General features: G+C 55.9%; 12 protein-coding genes. 3 read left to right on the forward strand and 9 right to left on the reverse strand.

What is annotated here, in order from left to right; all coding sequences use genetic code 11:
- The first annotated feature begins 106 nt into the window (after positions 1–106).
- Positions 107–916, forward strand: coding sequence for an RluA family pseudouridine synthase (locus tag R1T41_RS09645; RefSeq protein WP_317341398.1), 810 nt, complete (start codon positions 107–109; stop codon positions 914–916).
- Here the strand turns inward: R1T41_RS09645 and R1T41_RS09650 are convergent.
- Positions 842–1,768, reverse strand: coding sequence for an AEC family transporter (locus tag R1T41_RS09650; RefSeq protein WP_317341399.1), 927 nt, complete (start codon positions 1,766–1,768; stop codon positions 842–844). The genes R1T41_RS09645 and R1T41_RS09650 overlap by 75 nt on opposite strands.
- Positions 1,769–1,792: 24 nt before the next feature.
- Here R1T41_RS09650 and R1T41_RS09655 point away from each other — a divergent pair, with 24 nt between their 5' ends.
- Together R1T41_RS09655 and R1T41_RS09660 are read left to right on the forward strand one after the other, a co-directional pair.
- Entirely contained in the window at positions 1,793–2,593 is an 801-nt protein-coding gene (locus R1T41_RS09655; protein ID WP_317341400.1) for a DUF4433 domain-containing protein, read from the forward strand.
- Complete coding sequence (locus tag R1T41_RS09660; protein WP_317341401.1) at positions 2,590–3,630, forward strand: macro domain-containing protein; 1,041 nt, start codon at positions 2,590–2,592, stop codon at positions 3,628–3,630. The genes R1T41_RS09655 and R1T41_RS09660 overlap by 4 nt, the downstream gene beginning before the upstream one ends.
- A gap of 4 nt (positions 3,631–3,634) precedes the next feature.
- Here the strand turns inward: R1T41_RS09660 and R1T41_RS09665 are convergent, their stop codons facing one another.
- The 8 genes from R1T41_RS09665 to mdh all read right to left on the reverse strand — a co-directional run bounded on the left by R1T41_RS09665 (position 3,635) and on the right by mdh (position 14,366).
- On the reverse strand, positions 3,635–4,081 hold the full coding sequence (locus R1T41_RS09665; protein WP_007089211.1) for a methylglyoxal synthase: 447 nt from the start codon (positions 4,079–4,081) through the stop codon (positions 3,635–3,637).
- A 47-nt stretch (positions 4,082–4,128) separates the two neighbouring features.
- Positions 4,129–4,425 carry a hypothetical protein gene (locus R1T41_RS09670; RefSeq protein ID WP_317341402.1) on the reverse strand — a complete coding sequence of 99 codons (297 nt, stop codon included), beginning with the start codon at positions 4,423–4,425 and terminating at the stop codon, positions 4,129–4,131.
- A 949-nt stretch (positions 4,426–5,374) separates the two neighbouring features.
- On the reverse strand, positions 5,375–6,781 hold the full coding sequence (gene lpdA / locus R1T41_RS09675; protein WP_317341403.1) for a dihydrolipoyl dehydrogenase: 1,407 nt from the start codon (positions 6,779–6,781) through the stop codon (positions 5,375–5,377).
- Between the two features lie 24 nt (positions 6,782–6,805).
- Positions 6,806–8,083, reverse strand: a complete 1,278-nt coding sequence (gene odhB, locus R1T41_RS09680) for a 2-oxoglutarate dehydrogenase complex dihydrolipoyllysine-residue succinyltransferase (protein ID WP_062953196.1) — start codon at positions 8,081–8,083, stop codon at positions 6,806–6,808.
- A 105-nt stretch (positions 8,084–8,188) separates the two neighbouring features.
- Positions 8,189–11,101, reverse strand: a complete 2,913-nt coding sequence (locus R1T41_RS09685; protein WP_317341404.1) for a 2-oxoglutarate dehydrogenase E1 component — start codon at positions 11,099–11,101, stop codon at positions 8,189–8,191.
- A gap of 69 nt (positions 11,102–11,170) precedes the next feature.
- Positions 11,171–12,046 (reverse strand): succinate--CoA ligase subunit alpha, encoded by an 876-nt coding sequence (gene sucD, locus R1T41_RS09690; protein WP_097051357.1) that lies wholly within the window; start codon positions 12,044–12,046, stop codon positions 11,171–11,173.
- A 2-nt stretch (positions 12,047–12,048) separates the two neighbouring features.
- The gene (gene sucC / locus R1T41_RS09695) at positions 12,049–13,278 is read right to left on the reverse strand and encodes an ADP-forming succinate--CoA ligase subunit beta (RefSeq protein WP_258547382.1); all 1,230 of its coding nucleotides are present in this window, start codon (positions 13,276–13,278) and stop codon (positions 12,049–12,051) included.
- Positions 13,279–13,415: 137 nt separating this feature from the next.
- Positions 13,416–14,366: a malate dehydrogenase gene (mdh, locus tag R1T41_RS09700; protein ID WP_007089203.1), complete on the reverse strand. Its 951-nt coding sequence runs from the start codon at positions 14,364–14,366 to the stop codon at positions 13,416–13,418.
- Between the last annotated feature and the right edge of the window lie 405 nt (positions 14,367–14,771).

Consider the following 14,771-nt stretch of genomic DNA (forward strand, 5'->3'; position numbering starts at 1 on the left):
GCAGATGATTGCCGTCTGGATCAGGTTTGGGGGTGGGGCCGGTTGCTGCGCGATTGCAGCATGTGTGGCTTTGCGGTAAAGCAGGGCCAACAATGAAAGGCCGACCATGCCCCATCCGATTGCCGAAGATCTGATCGCAAGCGTTCTGCATCGCGATTCAAATGTCATCGTTCTGAACAAGCCGCCGGGATTGGCGTCGCATGGCGGGCCGAAAACCTATTTTCATGTCGATGCGTATCTGCCCGACCTTAAATTCGGCATTCAGCCTGAACCGACCCTGGCGCACCGGCTTGATCGTGATACGGCGGGGTGCCTGTTGCTGTGCCGGCATCCGAAATCATCGAAAAAGATCACCCGCCTGTTTACCGAAAAACTGATCGGCAAAACCTATTGGGCGGTGGTGCGTGGTGCGGTTGCCGATGATCACGGCTTTATCGACGCGCCGATTGGCAAGACCAATGATGAAAGCGGCTGGCGGATGCTGGTCCATGAAGACGGGCAACCATCAAAGACCGAATATCAGGTGCTGGGGCGCGGCAAGGACGAAGCGGGCAATGATATCACCTGGCTTGCCTTGACACCCCATACGGGCCGCACGCACCAGCTTCGTGTGCATCTGGACCATATCGGTCATCCGGTTCTGGGCGATCCGTTTTATGGCCGGGGGGATGAACCGCCCCTGTTCGGGCAGCCGCCGACCCTGATGCTGCTGTCACGCCAGATCATCGTGCCGTTCCATGCCGACCGGGAGCCGGTGGTGGTCGATGCACCGCCGCCAGAACTGATGCGGCCGGGGCTTTCGGCATGCGGGTATGCGGGCGACTATGCCCCGCATGCGGCGTCAGTTGATGCTCAGTATGGCGGCGATGGCAGCGATGCTGAAGGCGGACAGGAGAGTTTCGAGGGTGATGATTGAGGCCATGGCCTCCGGATCGCCATTAAGCTGCCGGGCGAGGATATAGGCGTTCCCCGCGCACGGCATACCGGCATAAAGCACCCCCATGGCGAGCACCATGCCCTCCACCCCGGCCAGATGCAGCGCAATGCCGGTGATGACCGGCAGGATCGCAAGCTTGATCGTGGTTGAAAGCGCGATGGCACCAAATGCCTGTTTGCTCAGGATAAAACGCAGTCCGGCCCCGACCGACAGCAGGCTGAGCGGCAGGGCGGCGGTTTTGAAAAGGGCTGCGGTATTTTCAATCGGCAGCGGTACGTGAATGTTGCTGATATTCAGAACCGCACCGGCCCCGGCGGCGATGATGATCGGGTTTTGCGCAAGCCCGATCATGATGCGTTTAAAGCTGCCCTTGCCGCCCGCAAAGGCATTCAGCACCACAACGCCCAGCATGTTGGTCGCAATCACCATCACCGCGACAAAGACAATCGCCAGTGCCAGACCTTCGCTGCCATAAAGCGCATCGGCAACGGCAAGCAGCACATAGCTGTTATAGCGAACCGATCCCTGAAAGATCGAGGTAAAGAGCGGTGTGTTGCTGGTGATCAGCGGCCGCAACAGCAGGAGTGCCGCCGCAAGGAAAAGGGTCGCGCCGAGTGTCACCATGACGGCGGTGCCGGCATGCCCGGAACTGAAATCGGCACGGTAAATTTCCACCATCAGAAGCGATGGCAGCAGCAGATAATAGGTCAGCCGATCAATCCCGGCCCAGATGTCAGAACCGGTGATCAGATACCGTTTGAGTGCCGCCCCGACCAGAATGGCGGCGAAGATCGGAAAGATGGCGGCGATCAGGTCATAGGCGAGATTCATATAGAGAATGACCTAGAAATTGCTATGGTTGGCTTTGCTGGGTTGCTTGATAATGTAATTGCAAGTGTCGATGTTATGCCATTTTTTGCTGAAGCGCTGGGGGCTAATTTGCCGGACAGATTTATTTTTCGCCAAGTGTATTACAAAGATATTGAAGTATTTTTGGTTGACGGAGAGGTGCGCTCAAAAAATCATGAGCATCCTCAGCTGTGTCATCAAGCTTCCTATCAGAGCATAGTTGACCGAAGAGGGAGTCCGCTGTTCCAGATGCCTGATGGTGGCGTTGTTAATGATTATGTACCATTCTATTTTTCTCCAATTACATCATTCACTTTTACAATTTTTAGGGGGAACGTAGATTTGATGTCCCCCGAAGGCGATAATTTAGGACCTGCTTGCGAAGAGGATAGAGTATTTCTGGTTGCAAAGGTTGAAAATTTCCGTGATAGCGGGCTAGATTTCTGTTTCAGCGACTTCGCCTTAAACTCAAATGCTCCATTGCCAATTCTATGTGGTGATTTGGATTCTTTGGAAGAACATGTTCATTGGGATATGTTTGACGAATATCCTTACAAGGGTAGAATCGAAGAGCTTGGGTACAATGGTGTTTGCCAATACTTCAAAAGCATGGACGATCCACCAAAACGTATGACTCGAAGCCAAAAGCGCATGGCTGAATTCCTGGTTCGTTCCGCAGTCCCGCTTGGCCTAATAGATTGCTTGATTGTCAAATCAGAGACGATGAGAGATAAGCTCAAGCACATGATGGATGTCTCGGATTGGGATATCCCGATATACGTAAAACCCGGATGCTACTACCAATGACCCTCTCATTCAAAAAAGGCGACATGTTTTCCGAGGCGGTGGATGCTCTCGTGAATACGGTCAACTGCGTCGGGGTGATGGGGAAAGGTGTCGCTCTTGAATTTAAAAAGCGTTGGCCGGACAACTATAAAGAATACAAAAAAATATGTTCTTCAAATGGTCTAAGGCCCGGCAAAGTTTTTGTTTATGATACAAAGCAACTTTTGCCGACAGATGGCCCTAGGTTTTTGGTCAACTTTCCGACGAAAGATCATTGGAGAGCTAAATCCAAGTTGGATTATGTCGAGAGCGGTTTGGATGCTCTCGTAGAGGCGATTGAGAATTATGGTATCAAATCTATCGCGATTCCGCCGCTGGGATGTGGAAACGGTGGGCTGGATTGGTCTGATGTAAAACCGTTAATCATTGAAAAGCTCGAAAATCTCTCAAATGTTGACGTTCGGGTGTTTTATCCAAAAGAAGCGGTTGATGAACCGGAGTATAGTCACTCCAAGTTTGCGATGACATTTGAGCGGGCAGTGCTTCTTAAAAGTCTGGGTGACTTGGAGCGCTATTTTGACGGATCATTTGATCGAATTTCGCTGCAAAAAATAGTTTATTTTTTGCAGGCTTTTGGTGTGAATTTCAATCTGAAGTTCTCACGGGATTTCCACGGACCTTACTCAGAATCTTTGAAGAAGGCTTTTGTCGCGCTTGAGTATCATAAGATGATTGCCGGTTTTCAAACTGGCGATAGACAGGCACATGTAACGCCAGGCGGATATGCTGCTGCAGATGAGTATCTGAATTCCAGCGATGCAGCAGATCGTATTATTGATCGTTTAGGTAAATTGGTGCAGGGCTATGAGAGCCCTTACGGTCTGGAGCTTCTATCTTCGGTTCATTGGTTGGCACATCATGAGAATTGCTATCCGCTTGAGATGGTAATCAAAGAGATGAACAGCTGGAACGAGAACAAAAGAAACATCTTCAGCGATGAAACAATACGTCTGGCGTACGGTCGTTTGCAGGAAGATGGTTTACTGAACTGCGCGTAAATCACTAAACCTTGCGGTTCTGGTATTCGGCAAAAACCTGTTCGGGGGAATGGCCGCGATATTGTTCGCAGATTTCCTCGAATTTCGGGTTGCTGATCAGAAGGTCGGCGGTGCTGCGGTTACATGCAATCGGCACTTCATACATGTTGGCCAGCCGGATCAGGGCCCGAACATCGACATCGTGGGGCTGGGGCGTCATCGGGTCGGTGAAGAAAAACATCGCCTGCAATTCGCCATGCGCAATCATTGAGCCAAGTTGCTGATCACCGCCAAACGGGCCGCTTTTAAGCGCCACGATATCAAGATCGGGAAACCGTTCCTGAAGCACACGGCCGGTGGTGCCGGTGGCAAAAATCCGGGTGCCTGAAAACTGGGATTTGTGGGTTTCCAGCCAATCGGCCATTTCGCGTTTGCGACGGTCGTGGGCGACAAGTCCGATCGAAAGCGTCATGGGTGGTTTCTCCTGCGTCTTGATCCGGGCAATCCCGGCGGATGATCTTAGCGGACCGGTCCTTCATACCGCAATATGATGGCATAATTTATTGAGAATAAACGAGAATTTTTGCCGGAAACGGAGATCGAAGATTTTTGAAAAATGTTCTTGATTTGTTCTTTTGTTTGTGGCATAAAGATAAAGTCAACAGGACAAATGGGTCCGGAGACAGAACCCGCCAAGCGTGATGCGCTTTGGCGGGTTTTTGCGTTTCCGGGGTCAGATTGTTTGTCAAAAGCAGGGGATGAAGTGATGAAAAAGCGACGATGTTGACGCGCATGGCGGAAGGTAGTCACCGCCATGCGCGGAAGATCCGTGTGGGGAAAGTCAATACGGCAGGAGTGCGTCCGGGCTTTGAAACGGCCCGGAAACGGACGGCGTAAAGTTTGACGAAGTGGAAAGGCAGAACGGGAGAGGTGCGCCTGCCGGGAAGGGCGCGGGAAGATTTGCGGGGCCGGATGCGGATCGAGTGGTCAGCAGCGGAGCAGGGGTGGTTGGGGCTGCGATGTCATCACGCCAGTGCCGGGATCGGAGCGTGGGTCAACACGGGACCGTTCCGTTCTGGCCGTACCATCTGGCGAGAGTGGCAGCAAGAACGGTCGGCGGAGCCCCGTCGCTATCGGTGGGCACGCAGCAATCGCACAGCCCGGTCGGGGGCAGTGAGGCCAGCGGCACCAGTGGGCATCGTCCGGCGTAGAACTTGGCTTGGATTTTCGCTTGGATCTTGGGGGCGTATTGCGTCTTGGAGGGGAGGTCGGCGTCGGTTCGGTGTTGGGCTGGGGCGTTGCCGTTGGCGGGTCGTTTTCGATCCGGGCTTTGGTCCGGTGTCCGGGGCAGGAGCCTGTCCGATGTCACCCTTGGGGCTGTTTTGCATGCCGGAGGCAGCGTAAGGCAGTGGCGGAGCACGGCAGGGCCGAATGGGGCAGCGACGAAACGAGGCATGGTAGACCCGAGGCGGGGCAAGGCCAAGACCGGCTGGGTCAGTCCGTCAGAGGAGCGCAAGTCAAACCAGAGCCTGATGGGCGGGGCCGCAGAAACCATTTTTCGTCACACCCGCGAAGGCGGGTGTCCATGTTTCGGCGGGTTGGGTGTTTCGGGATCTGATAGGGGCGCGTCTCCCGGCGGTCGGTGCTGCCGGGCGTCTGCCTGGATTCCCGCCTTCGCGGGAATGACGGTGGGGAGTAAACCGCACAAAAAAACGGCCGCCCCATTGGAGCGGCCGTTTCACGGATCGGGTTGCCCCGGATCGTATTACATGTGGATCGCGCGTTTGTCGGCGTCCAGGGCGGCTTCCTTGACGGATTCGCCAAGGGCCGGGTGGGCGTGACAGGTGCGGGCGATGTCTTCGGCAGAGGCGCCGTATTCCATCGCAAGCACAACCTCGGCAATCAGATCGCCCGCAGCCGGGCCGACAATATGCGCGCCGACGACACGGTGCGTTTTATTGTCTTCGATGATCTTCACAAAGCCCTCGGTGCTTTCCATTGCCTTGGCACGACCGTTGGCGGTGAAGGGGAATTTGCCGACTTTGTAGTCTGCGCCTTCTTCCTTCAGCTGTTCTTCGGTCTTGCCGACAGCGGCAACTTCCGGCCAGGTGTAAACAACACCCGGGACCTTGCCGTAATCGACATGGCCTTCTTCGCCTGCGAGCATTTCAGCAAGGGCGACACCGTCTTCCTCGGCCTTGTGGGCGAGCATCGGACCGGCAATCGCATCGCCAATCGCAAAGATGCCCTGCACGTTGGTCTGGAAGTGTTCGTCGGTTTTAACCCGACCGCGTTCGTCAAGTTCGACGCCTGCCTTGTCAAGGCCAAGGCCGGTGACAAACGGACGGCGACCAATGGCGACCAGAACGACGTCAGCCTTGATTTCCTCGGCATCGCCGCCCTTGGACGGTTCAACCGTAAGGGTCACGCCAGACTTGCCCGATTTCGCACCGGTGACCTTGTGGCCCAGTTTGAAGTCGAGGCCCTGTTTGGCGAAGATGCGCTGGGTCTGTTTTACCAGTTCGCCATCCATGCCCGGCAGGATACGGTCGAGATATTCGATCACGGTGACTTCGGAACCAAGCCGACGCCAGACCGAACCGAGTTCGAGACCGATCACGCCTGCGCCAATGACGACCATCTTTTTCGGCACTTTCGGAAGAACCAGTGCGCCGGTCGAGGAGACGATGTTTTTCTCGTCAATTTCGACACCCGGCAGCGGGGTGACTTCCGAACCCGTGGCGATCACGATGTTCTTGGCGTTGATGGTTTCTTCGCCGCCATCCAGAAGGGCAACCTTGACCATGGTCGGCGAGGTGATTTCGCCGGCACCCTTGACATAGGTGACCTTGTTCTTCTTGAACAGGAATTCAATGCCCTTGACGTTGCTGTCAACGACCTTGTCCTTGCGGGCCATCATCTTTTCGAGATTGACCTTCGGCTTGGAGACTTCGATGCCGTGGGTATCGAAATGCTCGGTCGCCTCTTCGAAGAGGTGGGACGAATGAAGCAGGGCCTTGGACGGGATGCAGCCTACATTGAGGCAGGTACCGCCAAGGGTGCCGCGTTTTTCAACGCAGGCAACCTTGAGACCAAGCTGTGCGGCGCGGATGGCGCAAACGTAACCGCCAGGACCGCCACCGATCACGACAACGTCGTAGTTCTCACTCATGAGTTCTTTGATCCTTTTGTCTGATCAGATGTCGAGCAGGATGCGTTCCGGGTTCTCGATGCATTCCTTGACGCGTACCAGGAAGGAAACGGCTTCGCGGCCGTCAATGATACGGTGGTCATAGGACAGTGCCAGATACATCATCGGACGGATTTCGACCTTGCCGTCGATCGCGACCGGGCGCATCTGGGTTTTGTGCATGCCGAGGATACCGGACTGCGGCGCATTCAGGATCGGGGAGGACAGAAGGGAGCCAAACACGCCACCATTCGAAATGGTGAACGAGCCGCCGGTCATTTCATCCATGCCCAGTTTGCCGTCACGCGCACGTTTGCCGAAATCGACAATGGTGCTTTCGAGGTCGGCGAAGGTTTTCTTTTCAGCCGAACGGATGACCGGAACAACCAGACCCTGCGGGGTGCCAACGGCAACGCCGATATCGCAGTAGTTCTTGTAGATGAAGCTGTTGCCATCAATCTCGGCATTGACCGCCGGCCATTCGTTAAGCGCGGTGGTGCAGGCCTTGATGAAGAAGGACATGAAGCCGAGCTTCACGCCGTGTTTCTTTTCAAAGCCGTCCTTGTACTGGTTACGGCAAGCCAGAAGGTTGGTCATGTCCACTTCGTTATAAGTGGTCAGCATGGCCGCGGTGTTCTGGGCTTCTTTCAGGCGGCGCGCGATGGTCTGGCGCAGCTTGGACATCTTGACGCGTTCTTCGCCTTCGCGCAGTTCGCGTTCCGGCTTCGGAGCAGCAGGTGCTGCCGGTGCAGCAGCCGCCGCGCGCGGAGCCGATCCACCACCTTCGAGGAAGTTCAGAACGTCGCCCTTGGTCAGGCGGCCGTCTTTGCCGGTTGCCGGAATTTTCGACGGATCGAGATTTTTGTCTTCGACCAGTTTGCGAACGGCAGGCGGCAGCGGATGATCGGTATTGGCCGAGGTCGAAGCCGCCGGTGCGCTTGCTGCCGGGGCAGCAGCCGGTTTGGCTTCTTCTTTTTTCGGCTCTTCTTTCTTTGGCTCTTCCTTGGCTTCGGCTTTTTCTTCCTTGGCCGGAGCAGCGCCTTCGGCACCTTCCTTGATCATGGCGATCAGGGCGCCGACTTCGACTTCGTCACCTTCGCCGGCAACCAGTTCGACAATCGCACCAGCGACCGGTGCGTTGACTTCGACGGTGACCTTGTCGGTTTCAAGTTCGACAATCGGTTCATCGGCTGCAACCGCATCACCGACTTTTTTGTACCATTTCGCAATTGTTGCTTCGGTAACAGACTCGCCCAGCGTGGGAACTTTAACTTCAGTCGCCATTTTTTCCTCGACCGTTTTTTCTATCAGACAGTTTGGGCCTGCCCGAATACGAATGAATTCTGAATGTGCGGGTCGGACGGGCGGTTTCCCGCCCGTCCGGTAAAGTTATTTTACGCTCAGCGCGGCATCGACCAGTTCGGCCTGTTCGCGCAGGTGAGCCTTGAGCAAGCCCGTTGCCGGGGACGCGGCAGCCTTGCGACCGACATAGATCGGGCGACCAGCCTTGTGTTTGATCTCGGACAGCACGCCTTCGATACGACGATCGACGAAGTACCACGAACCCATGTTTTCGGGTTCTTCCTGACACCAGACCACGTCGGCATTCGGATATTTGGCAAGTTCTTCTGCCAGTTCCTTGGCCGGCCACGGATAAAGCTGTTCGACGCGCACCAGGGCAACATTGTCGATCCCGCGGTTTTCACGTTCTGCCAGCAGATCGTAATAGACCTTGCCCGCAGACAGGACGACGCGTTTGACCTTTTTGGCATCGGTCAGTTTGGCGGTTTCGCTGATCACCGACTTGAAGGTGGTACCCGGTCCGAATTCGGACAGGCTGGATACCGCCTGCTTGTGGCGCAGAAGCGATTTCGGCGTCATCAGAACCAGCGGCTTACGGAACGAGCGGCGGATCTGGCGGCGCAGGATGTGGTAATAGTTTGCAGGGGTCGTGACGTTGGCCACCTGCATGTTGTTTTCACCACAAAGCTGCAGATACCGTTCCAGACGGGCGGAACTGTGTTCCGGACCCTGACCTTCGTAACCGTGCGGCAGCAGCATCACCAGACCCGACATACGCAGCCATTTGGCTTCGCCGGAGCTGATGAACTGGTCGATGATGACCTGTGCACCGTTGGCAAAATCACCGAACTGGGCTTCCCACAGAACCAGCGAATGCGGTTCGGCAAGGGTGATGCCGTATTCGAAGCCCAGAACACCGGCTTCGGACAGGGGCGAGTTGAGGACTTCAAGCTCGGCCTGGCCGGTACGGATGTTGTTGAGCGGGGTGTATTTTGCCTCGGTGGTCTGATCGACCAGTTTTGCGTGACGCTGCGAGAAGGTGCCGCGCTGGCAATCCTGACCGGACAGACGCACCGGAGTGCCTTCGCACATCAGAGTGCCGAATGCGAGAGCCTCGCCGGTTGCCCAGTCAATGCCTTCGCCGGTTTCGAACATCTTGGCCTTGGCCTTGAGCTGGCGCAGGATTTTCTTGTTGATGTCATAGTCGCTGGGCGGGGTCGAAAGAGCCCGGCCAACTTCCTGCAACAAGTCATTATCCACACCGGTCTGACCGGTCCAGTCCGCATCTTCGCCGTGCGAGGATGCAAGGCCCGACCATTTGCCTTCGAGCCAGTCTGCCTTGTTCGGGCGGTAGGCTTCGGACGCCTTGAATTCGTCGTCAAGGTAGCTCTGGAATTTCTGATCCAGTTCCTTGACGCGTTCTTCGGTCAGAAGACCTTCCTTGACCAGTTTCTGCGCATAGATGTCCTTGGTGGTCGGGTGTTTGCCGATCACGTCATACATCTTTGGCTGGGTGAAGGCCGGTTCGTCGCTTTCATTGTGACCAAAGCGGCGATAGCAGAACATGTCGATGACGACGTCCTGTTTGAATTCCTGACGGAATTCGGTCGCGATGCGTGCGGCGTGAACCACGGCTTCGGGGTCGTCACCATTGACATGGATGATCGGCGCCTGAACGACCTTGGCAATATCCGAGCAGTAAGGCGAGGAACGGCTATCGGACGGTTTGGTGGTGAAACCGATCTGGTTGTTGACGACAAAGTGGATCGTACCGCCGGTACGATAGCCTTTGAGGTGCGACAGATCGAAGGTTTCAGCAACAAGACCCTGACCGGCAAAGGCCGCATCCCCGTGAAGGAGGATACCCATGACCTGTTCGCGGTTGGTGTCCTTGCGCTGTGCCTGTTTGGCGCGGACCTTACCCAGAACGACGGTGTTGACCGCTTCGAGGTGGGACGGGTTCGCGGTCAGCGACAGGTGAACAACGTTGCCGTCAAATTCACGGTCGGCCGAGGTGCCAAGGTGATATTTAACGTCACCCGAGCCCATCACGTCGTCCGGCTTGGACGGGTTGCCCATGAATTCCGAGAAGATCGCCTGGAACGGTTTGTTCAGGACGTTTGCCAGAACGTTCAGACGGCCACGGTGCGGCATGCCGAACACGACCTCGCGGATGCCAAGCTGGCTGCCGCGTTTGAGGATCTGTTCGAGAGCCGGCATCAGGGCTTCGCCACCATCAATACCGAAACGCTTGGTGCCGACATATTTGGTGTGCAGGTAGTTTTCGAAACCTTCGGCTTCGACCAGGCGCTCAAGGATGGCTTCCTTGCCGCGCGCAGTGAACTGCGTCTGGTTGCCGATGCTTTCGATGCGCTGCTGAATCCATGACTTCTGTTCAGGTTCCTGAATATGCATGAATTCGATACCGATCGAGCCGCAATAGGTTTTGCGGGCCAGCGATACGATCTGACGAATGGTAGCAGTTTCAAGGCCAAGAACGTTGGCGATATGGATCGGGCGATCCATGTCGGCCTCGGTGAAGCCATAGGTTTTCGGATCAAGTTCCGGATGCGGATCACGCGGGGCAAGGCCCAGCGGATCAAGGTTCGCTTCGAGATGGCCACGCACGCGATAGGAGCGGATCAGCATCAGGGCGCGAATGGAATCATGTGCCGCGGCACGGATGGCGTCGGAACTGACCGGCGCACCCTGTGGTGCCGCATGAGCCGCCGGTGCGTAACCGCCATTGGCGGGACGTTCGGCGTGACCCTGGGAGACGTCGTAACCTTCCATACCGCCAACAACCTTGGTTTCCCGCGGCTGCCAGCTGGGTCCCTGCATTTCGGCAAGGAGATCGGAAGCGTCGTCCTGCAACCCGTCAAAAAACTCAGCCCAGCTCTGATCAACCGCAGACGGGTTGTTCTGATACCGGGCATAAAGTTCAGCGATATAAGTTGCGTTCGACTCGTTCAGAATCGTGTCGATATCTTGAGGTTTCATTTGTGGTCTTGGAAGGCATGGTCCCGAAAGAGACCACGCCTCCCCCTGCCTTTCCTCTGACTACCCTGATTACCCTTTCAAAGCCTTGAGCATGGTCGAGCCAAGGCTTGCCGGGGAATCGGCAACAAGAATACCAGCGCTGCGCATTGCTTCCATTTTCGCATCCGCAGTGCCCTTACCGCCGGAGATGATCGCACCGGCATGGCCCATGCGTTTACCCGGAGGCGCGGTTACACCAGCAATAAAGCCGGCAACCGGTTTTTTGACTTTGGAAGCCTGCAGGAATTCACATGCTTCTTCTTCGGCAGAACCACCGATCTCACCGATCATGATGATGCCTTCGGTTTCCGGATCCTTCAGGAACAGGTCGAGGCAATCGATGAAGTTGGTGCCGTTGACCGGGTCACCACCGATACCGATACAGGTCGACTGACCCAGCCCTGCGGCGGTGGTCTGTGCGACTGCTTCGTAGGTCAGCGTACCGGAACGGGAAACGATACCGATCTTGCCGCGACGGTGAATGTGGCCCGGCATGATGCCGATCTTGCATTCGTCAGGCGTGATGACGCCCGGGCAGTTCGGACCGATCAGACGGGTTTTCGAACCCGAAAGGGCGCGCTTGACGCGAACCATGTCGGCAACCGGAATGCCTTCGGTGATGCAGACAGCCAGTTCGACCTTGGCGTCGATGGCTTCAAGGATGGCATCAGCCGCGAAGGGCGGCGGAACATAGATCACCGATGCATTGGCACCGGTCACATGGACCGCTTCGTCAACGGTGTTGAAGACCGGCAGGTCAAGGTGCTTGGTGCCGCCTTTACCCGGGGTTACGCCGCCAACCATTTTGGTGCCATAGGCAATTGCCTGTTCGCTGTGGAAGGTACCCTGCGAACCGGTGAAACCCTGGCAGATAACTTTGGTGTTTTTATCGACGAGAACAGCCATAGTTACGCGGCCTCCTTCACAGCTTTGACCACCTTTTCGGCGGCATCGGCAAGGTTGTCGGCCGAAACAATCGGCAGACCCGATTCTTCGAGGATTTTCTTGCCAAGTTCGACATTGGTGCCTTCGAGGCGAACGACCAGCGGAACGTTCAGGCTGACTTCGCGGGCTGCTGCCACAACGCCGTCTGCGATCACGTCACAACGCATGATGCCGCCAAAGATGTTGACCAGGATGCCTTCGACATTCGGGTCAGACAGGATCAGCTTGAACGCGGTCGTAACGCGTTCCTTGGTGGCCCCGCCGCCAACATCGAGGAAGTTTGCCGGTGCGCCGCCATAAAGCTTGATGATGTCCATGGTTGCCATGGCAAGGCCTGCGCCGTTGACCATGCAGCCGATGGTGCCATCGAGCTTGATGTAGTTGAGGCTGTGTTTTGCAGCTTCAAGCTCGGCCGGGTTTTCTTCGTCTTCGTCGCGCAGTTCTTCGATGTCCGGATGACGGAACAGCGCGTTGTCGTCGAAGTTCATTTTGCAATCGAGCGCGATGATGTCGCCATCACCGGTGACGACCAGCGGGTTGATTTCAACCATGGCCGCATCGGTTTCGAGGAAGCAGTTATACATGGCGGTCATGAATTTGACGGCCTTGGAAACCTGTTTGCCTTCGAGACCCAGCGCGAATGCCAGTTTGCGACCATGGAAGCCCGAGAAGCCGGCAGCCGGATCGATGTCAACGGTGACGATCTTTTCCGGGGTTGCTTCGGCAACTTCTTCGATGTCCATGCCGCCTTCGGTGGAGGCCATGAAGATCACGCGCGAAGTGGCACGGTCAACAAGCAGCGAAAGATAGAGTTCGCGTGCGATGTCGCAGCCTTCTTCGATATAGACGCGTTTGACTTCCTTGCCATCCGGGCCGGTCTGGTGGGTGACCAGAGTGGCGCCGAGCATCTGACCGGCATTGGTGCCGACTTCCTCGACGCTTTTGACGACGCGAACGCCGCCTTTATCGCCAGCGGTTGCTTCCTTGAAGGTGCCTTTGCCGCGGCCGCCTGCATGGATCTGGGATTTCACCACGTAAACCGGACCAGCCAAGGACTGGGCAGCTTCGGTGGCTTCCTGAGCGGTGTAGGCAACCTTGCCGTTCGGCACGGTCACACCGTATTTGCGAAGAATTTCTTTCGCCTGGTACTCATGAATATTCATGTTCGGTCGCTTTCTTGCCTTCCGTACGATTTCCTGTGGGTCAGAAATCGTGGTTTCAATGTCCCTGTCAAAAAGGGGACGTTGTTGCGAGGCCCGCGTTCATTGACGTTATAATAACGACAATGAATGAAAAACGGGCCGGTCACTGACCAGCCCGCTTCGCGATCTTAGAGCATGCCCTTGGCAGCTTCGACGAGGCCGCGAACAGCGTTCACGGAATTGTCGAAGTTTGCCTTTTCGGACTCGTCGAGATTGATTTCGACGATGCGTTCAACACCGCCTGCGCCCAGAACAACCGGGACGCCGACATAAAGGCCGTCAACGCCGTATTCACCGCTAAGGTAGGCGGCAACCGGCATGACGCGTTTCTGGTCTTTCAGGTAGCTTTCCGCCATCGCGATTGCCGAAGCAGCCGGGGCGTAGAAAGCGGAACCGGTTTTCAGAAGAGCGACGATTTCAGCACCACCGTCACGGGTGCGCTGAACGATCTGGTCGATCTTTTCCTGGGTGGTCCAGCCCATTTTGATCAGGTCGGGAACCGGGATGCCGGCAACGGTCGAATAACGGATCGACGGGACCATGGTATCGCCGTGACCGCCAAGAACGAAGGCGGTGACATCCTTGACCGATACATTGAATTCTTCGGCGAGGAAGTAACGGAAGCGGGCAGAGTCCAGAACGCCAGCCATGCCGACAACTTTCTTCGGATCGAAGCCGGTTGCCTGCTGCATCACCCAGACCATCGCATCAAGCGGGTTGGTGATGACGATGACGAATGCGTCCGGGGCATGTTCCTTGATGCCCTGACCAACCTGGGTCATGACCTTGGTATTGATGCCGATGAGGTCATCACGGCTCATACCCGGTTTGCGGGCCACACCGGCAGTCACGATAACGACATCAGCGCCTGCGATGTCCTTATAGTCACTGGTGCCCTTGAGGTCGGCATCAAACATGTCGACGGGGGAGGATTCAGCAATGTCGAGAGACTTGCCCTGTGGCATGCCATCAACGATGTCGAAAAGGACGACGTCGCCAAGCTCTTTCAGGCCGACGAGGTGGGCCAGAGTACCACCAATATTGCCGGCACCGACGAGCGCGATCTTGTTGCGGGCCATTCCGTTACCTTCTTCCCTATTGCGCTTCCGAGGCGTCGAAACTCAACTTGGGAGCGCGATTGAAAATTTAAACCTGCGAACGCGAAAGAATCGTTCGTAAACACCGAGTGTCGTAAACTGATTCGGCCGCTTTTACAAGGGGAAACGCCGCTGTTTTCACGAGGAAAACCGCCGGTTCCCGGTTTGTTGCAACTATTGTCTAAACGCTTAAAAACCGATCATGTTGCAGATGCGAATAAATGCAAATCGGCAGCAAAACCAAAGCCTGTTTGCGCCTTGGCGCTGCCTAAAGGAAAGGCACAACACGCTTTTGCCGCGAATTGATGCGCATGATCTTATCTTCTGGCGTCCAGCCTTGCAGGAAACGGCCATCTGCCATGCGGCAGGCGGGGCATGAGGAAAAGC

Source organism: Thalassospira lucentensis (assembly GCF_032921865.1).
Classification (GTDB): domain Bacteria; phylum Pseudomonadota; class Alphaproteobacteria; order Rhodospirillales; family Thalassospiraceae; genus Thalassospira; species Thalassospira lucentensis_A.